The 25104-nt window shown below is 51.2% G+C and carries 17 protein-coding genes and 2 CRISPR repeat arrays; of the genes, 4 read left to right on the forward strand and 13 right to left on the reverse strand.

Features of this window, described 5'->3' with window-relative positions; translation table 11 throughout:
- The first annotated feature begins 8 nt into the window (after positions 1 to 8).
- A complete protein-coding gene (locus DYE26_RS19125) occupies positions 9 to 188 on the forward strand; it encodes a hypothetical protein (protein WP_124333582.1) in 180 nt (59 codons plus the stop codon).
- Positions 189 to 293: 105 nt separating this feature from the next.
- Here the strand turns inward: DYE26_RS19125 and DYE26_RS19130 are convergent, their stop codons facing one another.
- The 4 genes from DYE26_RS19130 to DYE26_RS19145 are packed head-to-tail and all read right to left on the reverse strand — an operon-like array spanning position 294 to position 4000.
- Positions 294 to 1358 carry a mandelate racemase/muconate lactonizing enzyme family protein gene (locus DYE26_RS19130; RefSeq protein WP_036626387.1) on the reverse strand — a complete coding sequence of 355 codons (1065 nt, stop codon included), beginning with the start codon at positions 1356 to 1358 and terminating at the stop codon, positions 294 to 296.
- On the reverse strand, positions 1355 to 1978 hold the full coding sequence (locus DYE26_RS19135; protein WP_326068044.1) for a helix-turn-helix domain-containing protein: 624 nt from the start codon (positions 1976 to 1978) through the stop codon (positions 1355 to 1357). The genes DYE26_RS19130 and DYE26_RS19135 overlap by 4 nt, the downstream gene beginning before the upstream one ends.
- A gap of 4 nt (positions 1979 to 1982) precedes the next feature.
- Positions 1983 to 2540, reverse strand: a complete 558-nt coding sequence (locus DYE26_RS19140; RefSeq protein ID WP_036626391.1) for a helix-turn-helix domain-containing protein — start codon at positions 2538 to 2540, stop codon at positions 1983 to 1985.
- A 20-nt stretch (positions 2541 to 2560) separates the two neighbouring features.
- Positions 2561 to 4000 (reverse strand): serine hydrolase, encoded by a 1440-nt coding sequence (locus DYE26_RS19145; protein WP_051985716.1) that lies wholly within the window; start codon positions 3998 to 4000, stop codon positions 2561 to 2563.
- 587 nt (positions 4001 to 4587) lie between these two features.
- Here DYE26_RS19145 and DYE26_RS19150 point away from each other — a divergent pair.
- Entirely contained in the window at positions 4588 to 5781 is a 1194-nt protein-coding gene (locus DYE26_RS19150) for an IS4 family transposase (protein ID WP_036618208.1), read from the forward strand.
- A gap of 563 nt (positions 5782 to 6344) precedes the next feature.
- Positions 6345 to 9530: a CRISPR direct-repeat array (repeat unit 32 nt; unit sequence CTTTCAATCCACGCTCCCGCATAGGGAGCGAC).
- A gap of 224 nt (positions 9531 to 9754) precedes the next feature.
- Here DYE26_RS19150 and DYE26_RS19155 read toward each other — a convergent pair.
- The 9 genes from DYE26_RS19155 to DYE26_RS33915 form a co-directional block, all read right to left on the reverse strand.
- On the reverse strand, positions 9755 to 10714 hold the full coding sequence (locus DYE26_RS19155; RefSeq protein ID WP_051985717.1) for a DUF6602 domain-containing protein: 960 nt from the start codon (positions 10712 to 10714) through the stop codon (positions 9755 to 9757).
- Complete coding sequence (cmr6, locus tag DYE26_RS19160) at positions 10692 to 11531, reverse strand: type III-B CRISPR module RAMP protein Cmr6 (protein ID WP_051985718.1); 840 nt, start codon at positions 11529 to 11531, stop codon at positions 10692 to 10694. Before cmr6 ends, DYE26_RS19155 begins: the two co-directional genes overlap by 23 nt.
- Before the next feature lie 29 nt (positions 11532 to 11560).
- Positions 11561 to 11938 carry a type III-B CRISPR module-associated protein Cmr5 gene (cmr5, locus tag DYE26_RS19165; protein ID WP_036626392.1) on the reverse strand — a complete coding sequence of 126 codons (378 nt, stop codon included), beginning with the start codon at positions 11936 to 11938 and terminating at the stop codon, positions 11561 to 11563.
- Positions 11935 to 12945 (reverse strand): type III-B CRISPR module RAMP protein Cmr4, encoded by a 1011-nt coding sequence (cmr4, locus tag DYE26_RS19170; protein WP_036626393.1) that lies wholly within the window; start codon positions 12943 to 12945, stop codon positions 11935 to 11937. The genes cmr5 and cmr4 overlap by 4 nt, the downstream gene beginning before the upstream one ends.
- Positions 12942 to 14243 carry a type III-B CRISPR module-associated protein Cmr3 gene (gene cmr3 / locus DYE26_RS19175; RefSeq protein ID WP_051985719.1) on the reverse strand — a complete coding sequence of 434 codons (1302 nt, stop codon included), beginning with the start codon at positions 14241 to 14243 and terminating at the stop codon, positions 12942 to 12944. The genes cmr4 and cmr3 overlap by 4 nt, the downstream gene beginning before the upstream one ends.
- Positions 14212 to 16008 carry a type III-B CRISPR-associated protein Cas10/Cmr2 gene (gene cas10 / locus DYE26_RS19180; RefSeq protein ID WP_051985720.1) on the reverse strand — a complete coding sequence of 599 codons (1797 nt, stop codon included), beginning with the start codon at positions 16006 to 16008 and terminating at the stop codon, positions 14212 to 14214. The genes cmr3 and cas10 overlap by 32 nt, the downstream gene beginning before the upstream one ends.
- Positions 15984 to 17459, reverse strand: coding sequence for a type III-B CRISPR module RAMP protein Cmr1 (cmr1, locus tag DYE26_RS19185; protein ID WP_036626394.1), 1476 nt, complete (start codon positions 17457 to 17459; stop codon positions 15984 to 15986). The genes cas10 and cmr1 overlap by 25 nt, the downstream gene beginning before the upstream one ends.
- 631 nt (positions 17460 to 18090) lie before the next feature.
- Positions 18091 to 21591: a CRISPR direct-repeat array (repeat unit 32 nt; unit sequence CTTTCAATCCACGCTCCCGCATAGGGAGCGAC).
- A gap of 465 nt (positions 21592 to 22056) precedes the next feature.
- Positions 22057 to 23103 carry a hypothetical protein gene (locus tag DYE26_RS19190; protein ID WP_051985721.1) on the reverse strand — a complete coding sequence of 349 codons (1047 nt, stop codon included), beginning with the start codon at positions 23101 to 23103 and terminating at the stop codon, positions 22057 to 22059.
- 156 nt (positions 23104 to 23259) lie between these two features.
- Positions 23260 to 23460 carry a hypothetical protein gene (locus DYE26_RS33915; RefSeq protein WP_196427581.1) on the reverse strand — a complete coding sequence of 67 codons (201 nt, stop codon included), beginning with the start codon at positions 23458 to 23460 and terminating at the stop codon, positions 23260 to 23262.
- A 227-nt stretch (positions 23461 to 23687) separates the two neighbouring features.
- On the opposite strand from DYE26_RS33915, the gene DYE26_RS19195 reads away from it, so the two are divergent.
- A complete protein-coding gene (locus DYE26_RS19195) occupies positions 23688 to 24119 on the forward strand; it encodes an RNA polymerase sigma factor (RefSeq protein WP_051985723.1) in 432 nt (143 codons plus the stop codon).
- A complete protein-coding gene (locus DYE26_RS19200; protein WP_051985724.1) occupies positions 24116 to 25096 on the forward strand; it encodes a hypothetical protein in 981 nt (326 codons plus the stop codon). Before DYE26_RS19195 ends, DYE26_RS19200 begins: the two co-directional genes overlap by 4 nt.
- The last annotated feature ends 8 nt before the right edge of the window (positions 25097 to 25104 follow it).

Raw genomic sequence — 25104 nt, forward strand, 5'->3', positions numbered from 1 at the left:
GTGCAATCATGGAAAAAACGATCGTACATAAGCTTGTTGACGAAGTGATGGACGAAGTGCTCTCGAGCAACCGTGAAGCCCTGGATAGCGCAGGAGTTTCCAAGGCCAGTGTGGAATTGGCCGTCCGGTTGTCGGCGATGACGACCGTGAAAATCCTCGAAAAGCTCGAACTGATCGAAAAAGATTAAAGAGTTTTTTGACGCTGATCCGGGTCACTCAATCCAAGTGAATGAAATGTTCCGAAGACGAAAAAACCCGAACGTTGTAGAATAGACATCGTTCGGGTTTTTGGCTCAATCCACTTCAATCCCTAATCCATATTCATCCGACAAGGTTATATAAGGTCCGTCGCAGGTGAAGCCGCCCCGGATTTTTTCGTTTTCTTTAAAATACATAAAACTGTCTAAGTCTCCATAGATGAAGTTCGGTCTGGATGCCACCAAAGCCGCGCCGGCCGCGATCCCGATCCGGCTCTCCATCATACAGCCGAGCATGCATTTTATTCCGCTTGCTTCCGCGATGGCGTTGATCTGCAATGCTCGATAAAGGCCGCCGCATTTCATCAATTTAATATTGATGAGGTCCACCGCCTCTTTCTTCACCAGCTTGATTGCATCCTGCGGAGAAAAACAGCTTTCATCGGCCATGATTTTCAGAGGCGATTTCGCGCGGACGTAGCTAAGCCCGTCGATGTCCCAATGAGGGACCGGCTGTTCCACCGCCTCTACACCGTATTCGGCGTAGCTGTGAATGACGCGGATCGCATCGCCGGCGGACCAGCCTTGATTGGCGTCCACTTTTAACCGGATGGCCCCGCCGACCGCTTCCCTGATCCGCCGGATCGCTTCAATATCGTCATCCGGATTCAGGCCTGCCTTGACCTTGATCTGGCGGAATCCTTGTTCCGCCAACCGGACCGCTTCCTTGGCCATGTCTTCCGGAGCGCCGATGCCGATCGTCCTGTCCGTCTCCATTTGCTTGGCCATTCCGCCGAGCAGGCGATACAACGGCAGCTTCGCATATTGGCCCATAATATCGTAAAGGGCGATATCGATGGCCGCCTTGGCGGCGGCATTATGAACCAGCGTTTTGTCCATCAAGTAGTGAATAGAATCAATGCTGAACGGGTCCAGTCCGATTAATGCCTGCTTCAAAAGGAGGATCGCATTTACGATCGTGTCGGCCGATTCGCCGGTCACAAACGTGGCCCCGGTTCCTTCTCCGTAACCGGCAAGACCTTCATCCGTTTCAATCCTGACGATGACGGTTTCGCTATAATCAATGGTGCCCAGGGCAATGACGACCGGCTGCCGCAATTCCAGCCTTAGCTTTTTCGCCGTAATCTCTTTGATTTTCATCGAGTTATGCGCCCTCCTCCCTGTTCATTTTTTTGCCAATGGGGATGCATGTTTCCGAGCACGACAAAAACCTTGGCCTCTTTTGTACCGGGGTTATACACCAGATGGGGCACATTTTTCTTCATATAAAGGCTGTCCCCTTCTTCCAGGCGATAGGTCCGTTTATCCGTCCGGTATTCGATGCACCCTTCGAGCACATAACAAAATTCCACAAAATCATGAGTCACCATTTCATCATAGTCCGTCTTCCCCGCTTCAATCCTCACCAGCATAAACGACATATCCGGCTTCTCGCCATTTTTCAACCGGATCGGCGACAGCAGCCGATATTTGGCATGCGCCTGCGGAAAGGTCAACTCTGCCGCCCCTTCCCCGGCCGCGATAAAAACATCCGCCGGCACTTCATATTCCAATAGAAACAGCAGCTCAACATTCAGCGTTCTGGCGAGTTTTCTAAGGACGGACAGGGAGGGTTCCGCCAAATTGCGTTCAATTTGCGAAATGTAAGCGGGCGTGACGCCGGCCAAATCGGCTAAAGCCATGGACGACAGCCCCTGCTCCCGCCTTAAGTCCCTGATTTTTTCACCCTTCAGCTTAAAAGAAACTTCCTTATTGCTAATGGCGCTAACCTCCTATCGTGGATTTGACAATCCATAGAATGGTCGCCGGCTCTTCGTTCGGATTAAAAAGATAATGTCCTGTTTTCCTGGGAATAAAAATGCTGCCGCCTGTTTCGATCCGCACGCTGTCATTTCCGTATCGATACTCAAGCTGCCCTTCCAGGACATAGATGCCTTCGTCCGTATCCATCGATAAATCCTCGGTGGAGATCCGTTCATGGGGAGGAATCTCCAAACGGAGCACCTCGATTTCCGGAGGTTGGGCGCTTCTCCAGGCCATCGGCGTCAACACCACGCACTCCCCGGGCAGGTTCAGGAATTTGATCGTTGCCCGCTCGATTTTGCGAAGCACGATCACCTCTTCATCGGGCTCTTCGGCAAACATCAGAGTGGCCGGGATGTCCAGCTCCTCGGAAAGCTCTCTCAGTACCGGCAGCGAGGGCTCTTGACGGTTATTTTCCAGGTTGGACAGATAACCCGTGGTGACTCCAATCCGCTTCGCCAATTCCGCTAGGGTGAGATTTTTCTGTTTTCTCGCTTCTCGCAGTATATCTCCCAACATACTAATGAGTCCTTTTTGTTTTATTTTCTTGTGAACAGGATCGATTCCACTGTAAGTTCAAACGGGATGCTTAACGAGGTGATCCGGCCGTCCACGCCTGTAGCGAATGAAACGGGATGCGGGCCGCCGAGCAGTTCGAACGTAAAAATATCGTAATGCAGGTGTTTCACATCCATGGAATTGTTATGGAATTGCATATGCAGCGCGTCATCCTTCACCGTGATGCATATATCGCCGTAGCCGGGGTTCGTATACTCTCCCGCGTATTCTTCCAAGTCGTGGCTGTAGGGTTTGCCTTCGATTTTCGTACCGTAAATTGCGCGAAGTTGTCCCTTCATTGCGGCCAACAAGGTATCCATGCCGTCTTGATATGCCGTGAACCAGTCCTTCTCGCCTGCGTGTCCAAGATACCGGTCATATATTTCCATGGATAACGCCGTCGTAAACAAATTACTGTTCGCATTGGTGAGGACAGCGCAGCCGATATGGTCATCCGGCATAAAGGAAATTAAGGCGGAGCCCCCGTTTACATTTCCCCCGTGATCCACCACTTTGCGCCCCCGGAACAAATCGACCGTCCACCCCAGCGCATAACCGATCGTGACGCGCTCCGGAAATTCAAAAGGCAGGATCTGATACGGGATGTTCGGTTTATGAAGTTCTTTAAACAGAGCCGTATCGATTAATGGCTGCTCTCCCGCTTTGCCGCCGTTCAGGTTAAAAACAACCCATTTCGCCAAATCATCGATTGTCGTATTGATCGAGCCGGCCGGCCCCATCGCGTCGATCACTAATGGGACGTTTTCCTTGTTGACGCCATTTTCGTCCGGCGTATACAATCTGGCGTACTTGCCGCTCTGATCCGGATACGGAATACGGAAGCTGTATTCTTGGATACCCAGAGGCGAGAAAATTCGCTCCTCTACGAATTTCTCCCAGGTCATGCCGCTGATTTTTTCGATCAAGTATCCTACGGCCGCATACATATGATTTTGGTACTGAAAGCCGCTTCTGAACGGGATATTGTTCTTCAAATGACGGATACGGTTAACCGCCAAGTCTTGACGGTTTAAATCATCCCAATTGAACCACATGAGTTCGTGTCTCGGGACTCCGGTTCTGTGACACAGCAGATCCCGCGTAGTGGCCTGTATGGAGCCTAATGGATCGGACAGTTTGAATTCCGGCATATACGTCCGTATCGGCGCATCCAGTTTCAGCTTCCCTTCATGGGCCAGAATCGCGGCGGCTGCCGCCGTAAACGACTTGCTGGAGGAGCCGATCGGCAACAAGTGTTCCTTGGTCATCGGAATGTTCTCGTCCAGGTTTGCGTACCCGAACGCCTCGGAATAAATGACCTCTCCATCCTTGATGATGGCCACCTGAGCACCGGGAACGTTCAGGTCGGACATCGCCTTTTCGATGGTCTCATGAAGACCGTTCAAGATTTGATCGCTCATGTGATCCCTCCTATCGATTAAGTAAATTCAGTGGGTTACCGCAGTTAACGCCTCATTTTCGTTTCCCCTCTAGTCGTGCTTAGAAGTTATGACTATTATTTTAAATGAATTGTTTTAATTGTAAATATAAATGTGCGTCTTTTTATTTTTATATTTATAATTTGGCTTTGCTGAACGTGAACCAGGGGGAGTAGTACCGAAGAACTGGCGGGTGGAGGGCGGGCGTAACGAGGAACAGGTGAGCGGGCGTACCGGGGCGGCCATCCAGGGGGACTAGGTGCGAAAGCGTAGAAGAGCGCTAGCGCGATTCTAACGGTTGTGAGCGACGCTATTTGAGCTAAAACGGGGGTTTGCAAAATGTAACGGTTGCCAGCGAGCTTATTCCCCAATTTTCGGCGGTAAAAGGGCTGTTTTCGTCCAAATAAGCACATATACAACACTAGCGTTGCATAAAACCTAACGCGAATAATCAAATATTAGTTAAATATGGGTAATTATGATCATTTTTCATGGAAAAAGCATAAAAAATCTCCTATTGTAAAGAGGTAGGTACGTTGTCCATAACTCTCTACAAAAGGAGACCAACCATGGATAACGTTAAAGCTAAAACGGTCATTCGTCAACTGATTTCCTTACTGCCCATCGATGTGCATCAACGTTTACTCTTCGACCATTACACCAAGAAACTTACCACGATGAAAGCGATCATGCTCTTCATCAATGCTCAGTTGAAACAATGGTCATCTTACGGTGAAATGGAAATTGCACTTCGTGCTGAGCCGAAACTTCAGCAGCTTCTACAGTTGGAGAGTATCAGCGGCTCGCAATTATCCCGAAAACTCGATCAGATCCCAACGGAGCTGTTGGAGTGGATGTTTCAGCATCTGGCATCACAAACACAGCAACGTGCTTGCCACCAGGGCCAGAGCGGGAAATTGCACATCATTGATTCTTCCAGCATTCGACTGCCGCTTCAACTTGGAAGTTGGGCCAAGATGTCAAATAAGAGTAGCGGCGTCAAGATGCATCTGCGCCTCGTTGTTACAGCTCCCGACAAGCTATTTCCTGATGCCATGATCCCCAGTTCGCTCAATGTAGGGGATCGTGCGGGGGCCGTTGAACTGGTCGTCCCCTCGGATGCGATTTATGTGATGGATCGCGGTTATGATGATTATGCCCGGATGGATCAATGGGTCCAGGACAACATCCAGTTTGTGATCCGTATGCGAGATCGCGCGCTTGCCACCGTCATTGAGGAGTATCCTGTTCCGGAAGGCTCGAACATCACGCGGGACGCCAAGGTTTGCGTGGGCAGTTCCTTCCGATCCATGGAACATTCCGTTCGTTTGGTGGAGTTTTATGACGAGCAGGAACGGACTTATCGTATTTTTACATCGGTATGGGATAAGACCGCTGAAGAAATCGCGCAGATCTACAAAAATCGCTGGCTCATCGAGTTGTATTTTAAATGGCTGAAGCAACATTTGCGATTGAAGAAGCTGCACAGTCATAAACCACAGGCTATTTGGAACCAATTATTCTTGGCTTTAATTACTGCCTTGCTCGTGGAGCACATCCGGCACAGCACCCAAACGGCAAAAACAAACTGGCAAGTGCTCCGGATTCTCCGCGAGTATTTGTACCGTTCATGGCGATCCTTTCGAACCGAACTGGATCGGAAACCCAGTCGAAGTAGTCCGGGGAGACGTCCGGGGTCAGGTCCCAAAGCGTTATCGGTGCGCACAATGGTTGGGATAATTAAGCCAAGCAAATTCAAGTAATAATATCCATTATATACATTTAATGGGACATCGCGACCTACGCATTAGGTAACCTTGACTTTTTGGTCTTAAGCTTAAAAAATGACTGTAAAAAAATCCATTTATAGTTTCAATAATCCAAATGTGGGTTTTGCTGAAAATTGATGTTAGTGTTCTTGCAACGCTAGTGCATATACAACCCTTAGAAAAGAAACCCCCCGATTTTCGGCCGAATAGGCGCGCTGACAACCGTTAGCGTAGAAAATATTTCGGATGGATCGATCATTCGAGGCTAACCCGTCAGTCAAGCATCGATTTTTAGGCAGACTCGTAGTTCTTCTTTTTAAATTTATACGAAAATGCAATTCCTTATTTTTATGTAAAAGGGCTCACTGTCCAGAAATTCTCTTCAGAATTTTTGGACAGTAGGTGAGCTGGTTCTCCTTCATGTGTACAAAATTAACCTATGGGCTCGTTCTTACGTACCCAGTTAGCGAGTCTTTTTTCTTTCTTGGGAAAGTAAATCCCATTCTAGCCCCTCGTAGGGAGCGACACAAAATGGAAGAAATGAGCAGCGTAAAATTCTTTCAATCTACGCTCCCGTAGAGGGAGCGACGAATTATCGTTTGAAATTTCTTGTGCTCCGGATAAACTTTCAATCCACGCTCCCGTAGAGGGAGCGACACAATACGGTTTTGGAGTTTTAAAGAATTGATCGAACTTTCAATCCACGCTCCCGTATAGGGAGCGACGGGACTACATCGTCAGCAATAAACCCGAACACTTTCCTTTCAATCCACGCTCCCGCATAGGGAGCGACATGACATCCGAAAGCAACTGGGCCACGCTAAGGACCTTTCAATCCACGCTCCCGCATAGGGAGCGACGGCAAGAACTGGTACAGCGATAGCCTGACGACCTTTCTTTCAATCCACGCTCCCGCATAGGGAGCGACTCGCGGCATACGGATGCCGGGCAACATGTTCGGCTTTCAATCTACGCTCCCGCATAGGGAGCGACTGCTTCGAATACTTCCGTTCGGATTTTGCCGTTAGACTTTCAATCCACGCTCCCGCATAGGGAGCGACGCTTGCTGGTTCTACATAGGTATACGGGGCGTACGCTTTCAATCCACGCTCCCGCATAGGGAGCGACGATCCTTTTCGGATAAACCGCCTCTTCCGCTATCGCCGCTTTCAATCCACGCTCCCGCATAGGGAGCGACCATGCCCGTAAACTGGATGATTGCCTGCACTGACCTTTCAATCCACGCTCCCGCATAGGGAGCGACGCTGGTCAGCACTGTCTTAAAGGTGCATGACACGATCTTTCAATCCACGCTCCCGCATAGGGAGCGACACCGGCCAAATCTGCCGGAACCACGCCGCCATTCTCTTTCAATCCACGCTCCCGCATAGGGAGCGACAGGAAATCGCCCAGGCCATGACCAAACAGATCGAGCTTTCAATCCACGCTCCCGCATAGGGAGCGACAGATCATTTACCCGGTAGTCCAGAGAATCAAGCCTTTCAATCCACGCTCCCGCATAGGGAGCGACAGAAGTAAAGGGAGGGGAGCGCGTGAAACTATTACTTTCAATCCACGCTCCCGCATAGGGAGCGACAAGAGCCTCAGTATTTTGGTGTTTCTCCCAATTAGCTTTCAATCCACGCTCCCGCATAGGGAGCGACGAACAATCGGCTGATCATAAACGGATTCAATTACGCTTTCAATCCACGCTCCCGCATAGGGAGCGACTCCCGGTCGGATGCAGCATTTCTAAGGCTGCTTCTTTCAATCCACGCTCCCGCATAGGGAGCGACTCGGTACGAGATTCATACATAAGTCCTCCTATTAACTTTCAATCCACGCTCCCGCATAGGGAGCGACTATACCAGATATTATTGCGATAACAAGTATTTCAGACTTTCAATCCACGCTCCCGCATAGGGAGCGACCTTCGGTTCGGGAACTTCATCCCGGACGGAATCAGCTCTTTCAATCCACGCTCCCGCATAGGGAGCGACAAAAGACAATCAGTGACTGGTGGGGCGGTTCCGGCTTTCAATCCACGCTCCCGCATAGGGAGCGACGCGGAGAAATTCGCGCAGCTTCCGCCGGCGGACTTCGCTTTCAATCCACGCTCCCGCATAGGGAGCGACATGATCGAGAACACAGGGTATATTTTTAAGTCGGCTTTCAATCCACGCTCCCGCATAGGGAGCGACGGCCGGACGATTCGCGTTGGTCTCGAAATCAAATCCTTTCAATCCACGCTCCCGCATAGGGAGCGACATTTTGATTTCTTTTCCCATAGACGCCCGTTTGATCTTTCAATCCACGCTCCCGCATAGGGAGCGACATGATCGGAATGAGAAACTTAATGAGTGTTGCTTGCTTTCAATCCACGCTCCCGCATAGGGAGCGACCGAAGAACTGCAAAAAGGGGACAATGACGTTTGCCTTTCAATCCACGCTCCCGCATAGGGAGCGACGGAGAAGCCACAGCAAGCCGTTCATGAGTTTGGACTTTCAATCCACGCTCCCGCATAGGGAGCGACCGACTGGGAAGATCGCTATTTCTGCAAACCGCGTCTTTCAATCCACGCTCCCGCATAGGGAGCGACTGTAAACACTGGAGTAGCTATCACCACAGTCAAACTTTCAATCCACGCTCCCGCATAGGGAGCGACTTGTCTCCTTAAACACCCGCAGGATTTAGTCCTTCCTCTTTCAATCCACGCTCCCGCATAGGGAGCGACCTACGACTCCGAAATTACCCGGTACACTCGGTTTCCTTTCAATCCACGCTCCCGCATAGGGAGCGACATCAGGCAAAACTGGAGCTGACAGTTCATTCTCCACTTTCAATCCACGCTCCCGCATAGGGAGCGACCCGGGTGTATAGGTGTACCCTTTATCCGAAGTATCCCTTTCAATCCACGCTCCCGCATAGGGAGCGACTTTTGAGCAGATGGACCACCTGACGCCGCAACTGCTCCCTTTCAATCCACGCTCCCGCATAGGGAGCGACCCATCATACTCACCGCCTATGTCGTCGATGATCTCTTTCAATCCACGCTCCCGCATAGGGAGCGACTTATGGTTGGTAAGGGGATGGGATCGAAATGCCCCCTTTCAATCCACGCTCCCGCATAGGGAGCGACGCTTACGCCTGCACAGATGCAGGCGATAGGCTACTTGCTTTCAATCCACGCTCCCGCATAGGGAGCGACCGAGGTTTATGTGCTATTTGAACCGGCATTACGGCTTTCAATCCACGCTCCCGCATAGGGAGCGACGCAAATCCTTGCCCCATCAAATAATGCCATATGTCGCTTTCAATCCACGCTCCCGCATAGGGAGCGACACTCATTGTCATACGCCTCCCCTATTGCCGCGCAACTTTCAATCCACGCTCCCGCATAGGGAGCGACGACGAGTGGGACTTCGAACGGAACGCGCCCATTCTCCTTTCAATCCACGCTCCCGCATAGGGAGCGACTGGGACCGCGCGTCCGAACTGCTGTATGCTGACGCCTTTCAATCCACGCTCCCGCATAGGGAGCGACTTCGTTCCAGTTGTGATATTGCTTCCGGATTAACCCTTTCAATCCACGCTCCCGCATAGGGAGCGACCTGTCGCCAAATAGCCTCCATCGGTTGCCGGGCTCTTTCAATCCACGCTCCCGCATAGGGAGCGACCAAGTCGTACATACGACAAATAAGGGAGACGATCTTTCAATCCACGCTCCCGCATAGGGAGCGACCGCGATCATTTCAACCCCGCATCCAGCAAGGGTTTGAAAACGCTTTAGTGCGAATCCCCTTTTTTATGGTTAATAAATGGGGTAAGTATTGACGTAAAATCCCGAAATCCCGCGCTGGGCGAGAGGTGCGAATGTCCCGGGATTTTTATGTGAGCTTGGGGTTCGCACCGCCACTATATTCCGTTTTGCTAGAGAACGATTACTTCCCGGTTCATGCTCCAAGGCTACTCCTTCGTATACCGCTCGTTAAACATATCTACATAGGCTTTATGTGGGAATAACATCGGGTTATTAATCAGCATCAAAAGCTGATTTAGTTGAAACGTTAGAGAAAGCAGCGAGATTTCTTCTTTTTCCCCGCTCTTGCTGTCCAGGTTAACGCACACCCGATAATTCTGCAAATCGTACTGCTTCTTTATGTCCTCAATTTCCGTTGCTGCCGTCTGTTCTACGTTTATTTTTTCGGAATTCTTTGGCTTCGGCCAGTTAAATGCTTTACGATAAGCCTCTTGCTCTTTATCGTTATGATTTAATTCATTATACCAATATTCCAGATTCTGCTGAGCGGATGTCAATGCAACAGTCAAGCGCTTCCCCTTAGGGTGGATAATCATATCGAAACCGTCCGGTATCTTCAGTTCCGATTCGCTGGTATGACACAATATCCGAAGCGGGCGCGTAGAAGTCTGTGTATGTTTCTTTTCTTGCAGGTCATCGCCAAAAAAAACGTAAGGATTCATTCTGGCAACGGCTCTTTGAGACGTTTTAAGCCCCCTGATTCCATTCAGCCAATTCTCCAACGCTCCAAAATCCGGACTTTTACTCTTACATTCCACCACGACAGCAACCGCCTCGATCGGAATATATTTTAAGGTTCCATGCCGAAAAATATAGGGAGTGTATTGTTCGTCGTAAATAGCCAGATCGACTTCATTGGATACCCGCCCGGCGGAATCGATGATAAACACGGAACGGGCGATGGAAAACTTCTTCGGAATCAGCTGCTCGAACATGGCCTTCCAGATTTCTTCCCGGAAACCGCCTGATGTTCCCGGATGCTGGCTCTGAAAACTAAGTTGGCTGACGATCGATGCCTCCAGTTCGGCGTAGTTGTTCACGATATGGCGAATCGCTTTCTGCCTGTTTTCATCCGCAGTTTCATTACTGTTGCTTTCTTTGCTCATCTTTTAACCTCGCCTGTTTCAAAGTCATTCTTCCATATCCGGCGTTCGTCTTCCCTCCGATACCTTCCAGTTTCAAGGCCCGAAGCACAAGCTGCTCCGCAATCTCCAACCACGCATCGGCTTCCTCACTGTCCGACTCACAGAACAACATAATTCGGAAATCAGCCACCACCGAGAGGAATGGAACGGGAATCGGCGAATCATCGTCACGAGGAGCATTCGCTCCGCTTTCTACCGGCGCATACTCCGCTTCCGGCCGAAGCCGTTTCGAGGCATCACTCGACAGACTGTTGTAGCTTTGATGATGCGGCGTCATCACATCCGGCAAAAGAGCCGTACGGACCGTTTCGGGCGTTGGAAGCGCATCGAAAAAGCGGATATATCCCGCTTCCTGTTGCGTACCGAACAGTACCTTGTAGCTGTCGCCGTCCATCCGAAAAGACGGGTGCTCCGCCCCAAGATACCGGTGGCAGTAGTGAGCAGCCAGCCCTTTGAGCGCTGTTCCCGGAATGTACGGCACGCCATAAGTCTTGTGCAGCGCCATGCCTGTTTCCAATACCGTTTGCTGGCCTTGGCCGATAATGCAAGGCGACTCGCTAGAGACAAAGAAAGGTCTATGCCGCCCGGCCATTTTCTGATAGTGTCGCTGATACAGTTTCCTATACCAATCGATTGACTCGGTCCAATAAGTTTCGTACTCTTTCACAACCCGATCGTAAAAAACACCTTTGGTCTCCCCATTTTTGTCCACGATCATTCCGAGGTCGGAATCCTCCTGAAAACCCCGGTATTTGTTCAACATCTGATGCAGATTCACGGCTTCCCCTCCTTTCCTTGATTCATGGGTCAGGATTCCGGCTGGCGGAGCAGCGTTTCGCTGTAACGCTTGAACCAGGTTGCGGCATGCAGAGCACGGCGGGATAAATATCGATAAGGCCCGCTGTCCTTAGGAAGGCTCTTACTTGTTAGTTCCCCCCGATTGAGCGCTTCCGCCATATGACACAAATAGTCTGCATAAGCTTTTCTTACGATCGATTCGGAATCTTCCCCAGAGACGGACTTTGCTTCGTAAAACGCCACAGTCAGCCGCAAGCCGTTCTGAAGCAACAGTGACGGGAATTCGCGGCTTCGCCGGAAGTATTCGGCCGCATCCGAGGAATCCGGATCCATGCTGCTGATGTGACGAAAAGCCACTTCGGCATATCGGTGTTCATACGAGTTCATGCGCGTTCCCCTCCGGAAAAACGACATTGCACTCGTCCTTTGCCTACCGTCAGATTGCCGCCGATTTGCAGCATTTTTGTACCGGACAGTCTGCTCAGCAAGCTTTGCTCCGTCAGTCCTTCGATCCTGGTGTACAGACGGTCGCACCAGACAATGCCGTACAGGATGGACTCCGTCGGCAAATATTCCTCAGACCACAACATCCCGTTCTGTACGGTCTTCGTATCGGGCGAAATGCGAATCCGCGGCGTCACTTCACAGCACATGGTTACAAAGTACTGAAAACTCTCATCGGAAACGAGCACTAAACGTTCTTTAAACATACGACGAGACACGTCGTCTGCGAAAATCCGCTCACCTGCCCATGTGGCCAAAAGATCAAGTTTATCCGACTTCAAGGCCCTGCATTCAAATTCATCGAGGAAAAGAGGAAGCGTGTTTTCATCCTTCCAGTCAGCCGCCGAATGAACCGACGGAGCTTTACCATCCCCGGATGCCGAGTTGGTCAATGCGCTCCCGGTCGTAATCCAGGCGCGGGAATCGGTTAGTTCTTGCTCCAGCTCCCCGATATCCGGACAGGCAACCATACCTGCGGCCGCCAGATCGCGGGCCAGCCGCCGGACGGCAAGCGGGCAAGTGACATACGCAAAAGTTCCATAAAAGCTGGCTACCGGGAACGCAAACAACCGGCTGTCCGAAAAGACGAGCGCACCCGCATTTCCCTCAATTCCCTTGCCCCCGGAATCTCTTTGATCCGCCTTTCCAAAAGCGGCATTCAGCCACTCCTCTTTCTTCAACGGAACCGAAGCGGCGTTGCCTTCCCTCTTCTCCAGTTCCGCCGCCAGCGATTCACGCTGCACTCCTTTTATGCTGCTGCCCGGGATATAGGGCCATTCAGTTATTCTTTCTCTCATCATCGGCATATCGATCGCGCCTACACCCTGACCGGTCCCGATATGGACCGGGGACAGACAATGAATCCAATACATCTTGCTGCCAGCAATCATCGAGATTCCACCTCCTGATTTCGTTCATCTCCGCTGTACGCTTTTTCATCCCACACGCCCCATAAAGCCAGTCCAAACCCGTCGTTTCTGTCAAGCATGGCCGTTCGCCGGTTGCGGTCGGATACGGATTGCAGCCACAGCTTTTCCGCGAGCAGCCGCGGGTTCCCCCGCTCGACTTTGAAGAAGTAGACGCTCCCGGCTGGAACCATACGCCGGATGGCCTTTTCCTCCCGCTTACCATAGCTCCAACCGGAAATGGGCTGCCAGCGAGGGACACAAGCCCATTTGAGTTCCAAAACGATATCTTCCTCACCCATTGCTTCCGGTTTTCCTCTTAAGTCGCTATCAAGCCATCCCGGTAGCCAGCCTTTCGTAAAATACGCCGGGGTTGCCAGCACCATTCGAATATAGCAGGCCCCGTCCAAAGCCTGGAGAATCGAGTCGGGACAGGACCAGACCTCGCCAGCTTCGGTTTCACTGAAATGCGCTAGACGCCGTTTGCCGCCAAACGAGTGGATCGCCGACAAGCCTTTCGGCCAAGCGATGTTCGACTCAGACAAATCCGCTTCTGCCAGCAGATACGCATCCTCAGGAAACACCAGCGCCTCGGTGTCGAACAAAATCCCCTCCATCGCTGTGTGCGATGCCTTGTCAATGGCTACATGCGTGCGGACATCCCGGGGGAACGCCCGCAGGAACGGTTCAGATGCGGCTTCCTTGACGTAAGTCAAACCACCCTGGACGTTTTCCGGCAAGCGTGTCTCATCCGCATACCAGTTATCCAGCGGTTTCATCCAATCTTCCGTTAGCGCATGTGTTCCGAGCCAATCGATCATCCATTCGGCGGACAGATATTGCGGCGCTGCGGCCGCGCCCTTGCCTGAGGCACCCGCAGCGGGCCAAAGCCGGTCTCCATGCCAACCGCTTCTGCCTGTACCGAGGAACCCTTCCCCTTCTCCCGGCTTGCGGGGGACGATCCTGTCCACTTCCAACCGGTTCCCGGCCTGCCGAAAATGCAGATCCCGAGGAACCGGGAAATAAGGTTGCTCCTTATAATGCAAAAGAGGACCGCGTACGGCCAGCTTGGCTACCTCGAGCTTTTCTTTCTCGCCGAACGCGGTTGTATGACCGTGTTCCTCCGCCAGCTTCTTCCCCAGCAGCGTACGGAGCGTGCCGGCGACAACACTGGGCGGCACTTCGCTCATGCTGTGCGCCTTGGCGCCGGGATTCGCCTCGAACGGACGGCCATCCCGCAGCATCACCGGTTCAAGAGGGCGAATTTTCAGCCATCGTTTCATAGATCGCACCCGCTTTCTCTAGATTGACGGCAATGATAAACTGCTCGGCCAACATACGCAACCGCTCCAGCAGCGCGCCCTTCCCGCCCAGCATATCGAGCATGGGCGCGAGCAGTTCGCGCTGCACCGCTTCCGCTGTTAAATGCTCGGGCTTTTTACGAACGGCCAGCCGCTCCAGTTCCTTTTCAATCAATCTGCGCGTCCGCTCTTGATCGGAAAGCCAGAGCGAACCTTGGCTCAACCGGCTGTACTCCTCATACAAGCCACGCAATTCATATGCAAACGAGAACGAAAATAACTTATCCCGATACCATTGCTGTATCCGCTGCAGACGTTCCACCGGCTGCTCGTCAAAAGACAGGCGTATCCGCATCTGATCGCCGCCGTTGCGTTTGCGGTAAACAATAGCCAGGCTGTTCCGCTCCTGTTTGGCCAAACGCTCGGCTTCCGCCGCCAGTTGCCGAACGTCTCCAAGCATTTCCATCATATGTACGACCGCAATTCCGATGGACAGCGTAGGCCGTCTTCCGTCTTCAGGCATCGCTTCCTTCATAACGCAGGCAAAAGATTGCTGCAAGCTTGCCGCCGCTTCCAGACACTTGTCGATCGGCAAATAGGCCATGACGTCATCGCCGCCGCTGTAAACCAGCCGACCTTCGCAGGCGTTGATGATGTTTTCCGCACTGTCGGCGAACCGCGACAGGCGTTCCGTGAACAGGCCATGCTGCTCAAATGTGGACAGCTCGTTTAGAGCTTCGCCCATTCGGTCCCCATCGCAGAGCAGAAACGCATAATACGGTGTCGGGCGAATGCCGATTTTCCGATACAGCGCCTCGAGCTCCGCTGCAGCCTGGGACACGAGCTTCCGCTTTTTTTCATCCTGTATAGGCGGATTGGCATGTTCGTCCACAAAATCCTCGATCCGGCTCTCGTAAAACAGCCTGAATAATTGGCCTTCACCGTTCGGATTCAACTTGCCGAACACCGGGTCAATCTCCCGCAGCCTAGAAAAGTAGCCTTCCACTTGATGGCGCAGGTTCTCATCCTTCCGCAGCCGCCGCTGGAAGTTGTTGAACGCCACATCGCAGACGGACAAAAAACGGCTTCCGGCACGCGTGTACAAAGAGAGCCGCTTTACCGCCGAAATGGCATCCAGCGTTTCATGCGATTTGATGCCGAAACGGGCCAAGTCGTTCTGCTTGTCCATCAGCAGCACCGACTCGCGGCCGCCATCAAGGCTCGATTTCTTTTCGCCGAACATTTTTGCCGGTTCGTTCTGTTTGAAATCACGCAAGGTTTTACGGGCGGTCAGCAATTGCTCGGCGCGTCTCAGCGCTGTTCCGTAATCGTTCAAGTCAGGAAGCAGAACCCAGACCGCATAGAACTCGATAAAGTCCTTGATTTGCCGATCCCACAGATTTTCATTAACATACGGCCGCAACCGCTCCAATGCCTCATCTGAAATTTGCTTCCAGGCCCTGGCCACTTCAATACGAATATCTAGTGCAAGTTGCTCTGGGCAATCGGATTCCACATAGCCGAGCAGCTTGTTCGTCACTTTAGCCCGATCCGGCGGGGCCTCCCAATCGATATGCGGATATACGATCTTGCCGTTCTTTCTTCGAAAAGCCTCTGCCGCCGCACGGCTAAGCCTGGAGAGAAGAAAAGAACCGAACCACAGATCTCCCGTCCGCCTTGCCTGGGCGATGAAATCCTGCACAGGCCCGATTGAGAACAGCATCAGTTTTCGTTCAGCCACTGCCATTCCCTCACCTTCCCCGAATTTAAAAAAGCAGTAACCGCCGAGGCGGTCACATCCTGCCGGCTGGTAGGTTGACCATTGCTGTGAATCCTCATCGGGTTTTTCGCCCGGTGTTCCGGAAGATACTCCGGGGCTATGTAAACGGCGCTGGGGTGGATATCTTTCCCGTTGAATCGCTTGCTCGCTTCGTACTGCTTGCGTTCTATATATTTCTTAAACTCTTTCTTTTGTATCAACTGCAGACGTAAATGACCAAGTCTAGGCTGGTTTAACACAACCACCGCACTAATCGCTTTAAAACCGTTTTCGACGGCAACGGCCTTCACAATTACCGGCGAAGCCAGGCGATCACGGTCTTTGGGCACAAGCTCAATATCCGACGGCTCGTATCCCTGATCTTTAGGCGGATGCTTTTGGGTGTCGTTCTGAAAATGAAAAATAATCGGCAACCCTAGTTGAGCACGCGGAAAAGCGACATAGTCCGGGCCTTCCTTGATCGTAGTCGACTTCAGATGATCTTTAACGCCAATTTTCGTAATGCGGCGGATTGAGTCAGCTTCCGGCCAAAATGACCTTGAAAAGCGCTTGGTGCCTCCTTCCTTGTACTCATTTCGAGCATTGCGAAACTTCTGCAGCTCCCTGACGGCCATACTCCACGCTTTGACAGGCTCTGTTTCGCCACCACCAAATTTGATCGTGGTGCTTAAAGTTGGCCATTCGCGGTGCGTTTGCTGAAAATTCGCTTCATGCGAAACCAGATTTAATTTGTATTGCTCCACTTTTTCCTGAAAACATGCTCGTAGTTCATCCGCCCTTGCTGTTTTAGGGGAGAACTTACTGCAATACAGACTCCCACAACCTCTTCGGGTTCGTGAACCAATACCGCCGAAATTGATCCAGGCCCATAAAGCGCATTCCACATCGAGCTTGAGTTCTTCCAAGTCCCGGGCCCACGTCTTTACATCGGATTCGGACAGGTTATACTCAACATGCAAGGTGAAATAGAAGTTATTCAAATATTGCGGGTCTTCCTGCTTCATTCCCAGGAATGAGAAGAGTGCGTACTGACCTTCCCACGGCTCTCTGACCATTTTTTTCTTACTTTCATCAAACATTGGAGTAGATTTAATTCTCGACGAATCGGTTTCAACCCATATTTTCACCGCACTCGGTCTTTCTGTACTACCGAAAATCTCTACCTCCCGGCTTCTTAATTCCGCTACGTTTTGATAAGTGGCCCCGCGAGTAGCCCGCCACCAAAAACGAAGCTGACCGCGGATCGCGCTACTTCTTACCGGACGCAGCTTGTCAATCCACTGCGGCTTCACCCCTCCGCCGACCATCGGCGTCACCACTCGGATAGTGAAGCAGTCGCGAACCATTTTCTTATTTGCGTCATCCAGTAGCGATTGAACCTCTGGCGGCCTCAATTCGGGAGCTTTTAACGTCCGCACTTGGCTTCCACCCCTCTTCTAATTCGACTGATTACGACCCAGGAAAAAAGAACCATTCGCCTTGTTCCACCTATTTCGACCCCTATCGACCAAAACCCTTTTTCCCCACAAATTTCCCAATATGTTATAGGCTTAAAGCAAGAGTGAGAAACGAATCTGAGGGTTGTGATTGCCTTTGTGGGCGGATTTCTACAGTGATTTCCAAGTTAAGCAAAAAACTCCCCCCGCGAGGGAGGAGCTCAATAATTTGTCTAATCGTGGATTGGGCTCAATTCATCTAAAAGGCCGGTTTGCCGTTTATAAATCCGTTAATTCCATAACCTCCCTTAACTTTATCTATCTCCTCTCTCTAAGCGAAGGAGTAATCATCTAGGCAATTGATAAGGAGGGGGCTTCACTCTAAAATCACTCCACATTAAACACGCGAACATTTCCACATTCCTTGAGTGTACAAAAAAAGCCTTTAACCAAAGGCAATTTTCATTAAGATACTCCTATGTGGGAAGTGGCTATTGATCCTGGTAATCGCAAAGAATCAGACCTTCTTTCATTCCACCCTCTCGTGCAGAGAGGAACGCTGAGGCTTGAGAGTGGCGTTATCTTAAGGGGCAACTTGGTATTGATTTTACATCTTTCAAGCCACGCTCCCACATAGGGAGCGACCGCTTGGGGATGGGCATACATATGCGACCGTCGGCCTTTCAATCCACGCTCCCACATAGGGAGCGACTATACAGACTTTCTCGGTGCATTCAGTATGGATCTTTCAATCCACGCTCCCGCATAGGGAGCGACAATTCAATAAGCTGTAATGTGCGGAAACCCTACTCCTTTCAATCCACGCTCCCGCATAGGGAGCGACGATCTCAAGCAACGCAACATCAAGATTATTAACCTTTCAATCCACGCTCCCGCATAGGGAGCGACTGGTGTAATAGGTCAAAAAACAATGATCCCGGCAACTTTCAATCCACGCTCCCGCATAGGGAGCGACGATGTTTAAGCAAAGGTTTGGTGTGGCTTGACCTCTTTCAATCCACGCTCCCGCATAGGGAGCGACGACTTTGGCTACCAGTGTAATTAGCCCTAGAGCTACCTTTCAATCCACGCTCCCGCATAGGGAGCGACACACTCCAATCACATGAGGGTAATGATCTTCAGAACTTTCAATCCACGCTCCCGCATAGGGAGCGACGGCTCATGAATACTTTTTCTTGCTGGCCAAATCACTTTCAATCCACGCTCCCGCATAGGGAGCGACCGGTAAAGCTACAAACATCACGGCCAATATCGACCTTTCAATCCACGCTCCCGCATAGGGAGCGACCGTTGCTATAGGTTAAGGAGGGCTAAAACATGCCAATCTTTCAATCCACGCTCCCGCATAGGGAGCGACTCGCGGATGTGCATGGCAGCGTGGTTATTTTCGATCTTTCAATCCACGCTCCCGCATAGGGAGCGACCTGCGGCGCTTCCGGCGCTTTCTCTTCGATCTCGTCGACTTTCAATCCACGCTCCCGCATAGGGAGCGACTATTTGATTTTATAGAGGGGTGATACCATGGTACTTTCAATCCACGCTCCCGCATAGGGAGCGACTATAAGGAAGCGTTTGCAAATGGCGGACAAACCCTTTCAATCCACGCTCCCGCATAGGGAGCGACATTCGTCATGATGAGCGCAGGGCCGTTTACATCCTTTCAATCCACGCTCCCGCATAGGGAGCGACTGTGCACCAACGATTCCTCTAAGACTTTCTTAACTTTCAATCCACGCTCCCGCATAGGGAGCGACAGCACGCAAAGCACAATCCCAAAAGAGTGCTCAACTTTCAATCCACGCTCCCGCATAGGGAGCGACGCACTAGAACGGTCTGGAGGGCGTTGTGAGCGCTGCGCTTTCAATCCACGCTCCCGCATAGGGAGCGACTTGTCTCGATAGGTGCTCCCGATAAAGAAATCAGATCTTTCAATCCACGCTCCCGCATAGGGAGCGACAATCAAGTTCAATATTCTTGCACAAACGCCGAACTTTCAATCCACGCTCCCGCATAGGGAGCGACGCCTTTGCCAAACCGTAATCCATATAGCGGGCTGCTTTCAATCCACGCTCCCACATAGGGAGCGACGATTTACGAGGTTTACAATCAGCCGCATTGTCTTGCTTTCAATCCACGCTCCCACATAGGGAGCGACGACATGTCCGCAGAACTTGACGCTAAGTTTGAGCTTTCAATCCACGCTCCCACATAGGGAGCGACGGCAAGTAATTCGAGCATCCGGTCGCGCTCCGCTTGCTTTCAATCCACGCTCCCACATAGGGAGCGACCTTGATTGCCATAAACGCCGTAAACAACCATATTCTTTCAATCCACGCTCCCACATAGGGAGCGACCGTTACTTTATCCGCGTAACTGGCGGCAAAATCATCTTTCAATCCACGCTCCCACATAGGGAGCGACAAAGCGTGAGCGGGGCTAGCCCCTATACGGATATACTTTCAATCCACGCTCCCACATAGGGAGCGACGATGTGTTCTTCAAGGTTAATATCCGCATTCAAAGATCTTTCAATCCACGCTCCCACATAGGGAGCGACCCTATAACGAGATCAAAGATAAACTCTATCCACGTCTTTCAATCCACGCTCCCACATAGGGAGCGACGACGGCAAACCCTCCCGGCTTCCTGCACAGGGACACTTTCAATCCACGCTCCCACATAGGGAGCGACGCTGGTCATAAAAGTCGTTCATCCGGATCGCGTCGCTTTCAATCCACGCTCCCACATAGGGAGCGACACACTTCCGAAGGGGTCAAAGGGAGCCAAGGGACTTTCAATCCACGCTCCCACATAGGGAGCGACCAGTTCGACATGACCAAGGAGACGATGGACGAGATCACTCTTTCAATCCACGCTCCCACATAGGGAGCGACATTGGTGTAATTATGGTGTAATATTGGTATCAACTTTCAATCCACGCTCCCACATAGGGAGCGACTCCCCCGCCCCTTTTCCGTGGCACGAAAATTTTACTTTCAATCCACGCTCCCACATAGGGAGCGACGATAACGCCGCGAAACAGGCCGACGCCGTCCGCGTACTTTCAATCCACGCTCCCACATAGGGAGCGACTTAAGACGGTTAGAACATACAATCGGTCAGAAGCGCTTTCAATCCACGCTCCCACATAGGGAGCGACCATGGTTATCCTCCTAATCCGCTATGGGTGGCGGCACTTTCAATCCACGCTCCCACATAGGGAGCGACGCACGAGTGGACGTTCGTCAATGGCAGCATTATTCTTTCAATCCACGCTCCCACATAGGGAGCGACGGCACGCGCGGTATTCAACCGCCTACTAAGCGGCCTTTCAATCCACGCTCCCACATAGGGAGCGACCATCTATTTCACCGCCCTTTACACGTTGATTGTGAGCTTTCAATCCACGCTCCCACATAGGGAGCGACTACGATTATGCAGCGAAAATGCATAAAACTTCGCTTTCAATCCACGCTCCCACATAGGGAGCGACTTCTGGTGTAAGTCTTTCAAGCATTTCGTCCTGAAACTTTCAATCCACGCTCCCACATAGGGAGCGACATTTGTACCAGGGCACCATATACCAAGATCAGGTCTTTCAATCCACGCTCCCACATAGGGAGCGACTCGCAGTGCCGGTTTACTACAAGAAAGATGATCCCTTTCAATCCACGCTCCCACATAGGGAGCGACGATCAGCCCAGCGCGTGATGATTGGCGTATCCATCGCTTTCAATCCACGCTCCCACATAGGGAGCGACATCGGCTCCATCCGCCCCGTTTGAATAACGTAACCTTTCAATCCACGCTCCCACATAGGGAGCGACAACAAATGTTCGCACAACGTGAGGTGGATTTAATCTTTCAATCCACGCTCCCACATAGGGAGCGACGGTTATTGGTGCGAGATTGACCATCCCGTCCTGTCTTTCAATCCACGCTCCCACATAGGGAGCGACTGTATAACGCAACCACGGTGGAGGTGCAGTCTGGCGCTTTCAATCCACGCTCCCACATAGGGAGCGACCTCGTCGATATCTTCGTAAAAGACCTGATTGTTGCTTTCAATCCACGCTCCCACATAGGGAGCGACTCCGTCCACCTAACCCCCGCATCCAGCAAAGGTTTGGAAACGCTTTAGTGCGAATCCCCTTTTTATGGTTTAAAAACAAGTTAAACAAAGCCGCAATATCCCGCAATCCCACGCCAGACAAGAGGTGCGAATGTCCCGGGGATTTTATGTGAGCTTGGGGTTCGCACCGCTGTTCTTTCCCGCTTTTACCAACCAATTGATTACTCTTCATTACTTCAAGGCTACATCGTCGTATCTTTCTCGTTAAAGGTACATAGCCTTACGCACCTATTTCGATCCCAATCGCCCAAAAACCTTTTTCCCCCACAAATTTCCTAATATCCATCCATGAATAATCGGTCAATTTGGCCGTATAGCCAAGCGGCGACGACTTCTAAATTGAACAAAAAACTCCCCAAGGGAGGATCTCATTAATTTAACCCGTCATGGATTTGGCTCAACTCGTCCAAAAAGGCCGGTTTGCCGCTATATAAATCCATTAATTCCTCGATCATTTGGCGTTGATGGGCGCTGCCGGCTATTTTTTTGATATCTTCTAATGATGCCGCATACGCGTTGGTATTCTTTGCGTTTGGAAGCGGCGCTGGCCTCCAAGCGAATCCGCTGCTGATACAAAGCGATCACTTCGATCTCAAACCGCTTCGCCAGCCGGTCGGCATATCTTTCAATTTCGCCCGGATACTCCTTCACGTACGCCAGGAGCTCGTCCAGGTCGTCTTCCGCTTCAATCAGCCTTAGATACAACCCTTTGCTTTGCCAATCCTTTTTCGCTTGCAGCTCTTGTTTTAGGTGATGATAAAGGGCTGCCGTATCACCGCCGGCCAATTGTTTCAGTTCTTCATAATATCCAAAATCTCCGTCCAGCAACAGCTCCTCAGCCAAGGTTTTCTGCTCTTCCTTAAGCGATAACCGTTTATAAGCCTCATATCGCAACTTTTTCCATTGGATTACCAGTCCCCGGAGAGCTTGATCTTGAGCTTGGGCTTCCCCTTCCAAAGCCAGATCCACGACCTTCTGAAAATTCCCCTTCTGCATGAACTTCTTGATATACCATTCCCGAAAAAAAGAAAACCGGAGATTCTCCACAGCAAATTGTTCGACTTCTTCCGGCGTGCCGTATTTCTGGATCATTTCAAACCAGATGCTCAGCATCCCTTCATTGCTATAATCTTTATGCTCGTTGCCGGCGTTTTGGCTAATCAATTGTTCGATTTTCATTCTTAACTTGTTCCTCAAAGCTTCAACATCGGCAAAGCCGGCACAGATTCGCAGCAATCCAATGCGGAATTCATCCCAGCCCTCAAAAATCTCGCCATCGCTCCGCTCCATCAACTTCTCGAATACCCGCTGTCTTTGCTCCACATCCAGGTCGCGGCTTTCCTCGGCGATTTCCCCGACTAGTTCCAGCGCTTCTTCTGCCATAACGCCAATATCTCCGTCAGAGTCGTCGGCATACCCGAATGCTTCTATGGCTTCCTCCATAAGCAAAAGGGCGATATCCACGGCCAGCAAGGGGTTGTCCCCGTATTTCCAACCTTCTCAAATACTTCACCCATCTCACGCGTAAAATCAGCGGTTGACCCGTACGGGATAAACCCATCCCGGCCCGCATATTTTCGGACAATGGATTGAATGAGCCTGCGGCAATTTTCCAGTTCCTGCTGCTCATCAACCTTGGCATATTTGAGCAAAAGAGAATTTCTTAAGAATGCATCCTTCCGTGCAACATCCATGATAATTACGATCAATTCCTCTTTGGGGAGTTGCTGCAACACTTCTTTCAGCTCCGGCGGCTTCATTTAAATAATAGTCATACCCTTTATCTAAAATCGCATCAGTTAGGTCATCCTCGAAATGGTAAATGTTCATAGGCGGGCACCTCATTTTCCCTTCTATAAAAGAGATTCTAGTTCATAATACAGCACATGAATTTTAAGAGTGAAGGTAAAAGAATCTCCCATCCTTTTATTTTTATTCCTAACAAAATGTGACCGATTGCCGTCCATAACTGTGTTATTGGTAAAAGGAGGACAGTGCTACCATGCAGCGATCCATGACCCGGCCGGGAAATCATGTGATGAAGAGCTTACGCCAACATGCTGTTCCGGATTGCCATGGTTTATCTGGGCAGCCGTGAGGATGCGGAGGAAGCCACTCAAGATGCCTTCATCAAACTAATGGAAAAAGCACCCGAGTTCAAGGATGCCGAGCATCAAAAGGCCTGGTTGATCCGGGTGATCACCAATCATTGCAAAACGCTGCTTCGCAGAGGCTGGCGCAAGCGGGAGATTAAGCTGGAGGGCGCCGAGCCGGTTACGGCCGGTGCTGCCGAAGATTCGGCGCTGCTCCATCTTGTAATGGCGCTGCCCGTGAAGTATAAAGCGGTCATTCATTTGTACTATTACGAGGACTACCGAGTCCAGGAGATCAGCAAGATTTTGCGGATCAGCGAGTCTGCGGTGAAAATGAGGCTCCAGCGGGGACGACAGCTGTTAAAACTCAAGCTGGAAGGAGAAGAACAGCCATGAATGAAGAACAATTCCGGATGAAATATAAGAAAGCGGTGGATACGATGACAACGAATGAAGCGATGAAAAAACGGATGGAAGACAAACTGCAGGAGCTGCAGCAAGAACGGAAACGTCCGCGCAAAATGGCCTATATCGCCGCCAGCATCGTACTCGCTGCCGGTATCGGTGTGACTGCGTCCGGCTTTTGGAAGCAAGCAAACGAACCGACATCCCCAAGCACCGAGGTAGCCCGGGTGAATCCAGACACGCCTCCCCCAAGCTCATCCGATAGTGTTGTGATTCCCAAGATGGAGCTGCCGAATATGAACTCCGGTGTCAAAGCGAAGATGATCCCTCTGGTCGTCTATAAAGGCAATGTATTTACTCAGGCGGCAACCCGCATCGACGCCGCCGACGCGACTGCGCTGCGCGGCGATAAGCTCGGCCGGACGACGGGCGGCATCGATGAATGGAGCGGCAAGGACGAGTATATCGAGCTAGCCTCCAACATCGGTGAAACGGACATCTACGCCGTGAAGGGGTATGATACCGATTTCCGCATTATGTCTTACACCGAGATCGACGGCCAAGTATATGCCGAGCTGTTCGAGCATACCAACGGCATCACCGTAAGCAGCGGAGCTGATCTGCTCGGTAAACTGAATCTGGAAGGCCGGATCGCCTCAGCCGAATGGGAGAGCTTCGACAGCTGGAACAACGGCCTGCAGCAGTATACGCCACTGGAAAACGACGAAACGCTAGGCAGCTTCCTAGCGGCCCTTCAGGACGCCAAACCGCTGGCAGCAGAACCGCTGATAAATCAGGGCATCTACGATGACGTGAACCGTATATCCCTCTACCTGACGCTGGAGGACCATACCCGCGTGGAACTGACGCTATTCGGCCGGGGACTGGTACGCTACGGCAATGCGCCGGTCTTTTTCGAGGTCGAATCCGGTGCGTTTCAAGCGTTGTGGGAGCATATGACACCATAACAAGGCCG

Origin of the sequence: Paenibacillus macerans, assembly GCF_900454495.1 — a bacterium.
Lineage (GTDB): Bacteria > Bacillota > Bacilli > Paenibacillales > Paenibacillaceae > Fontibacillus > Fontibacillus macerans.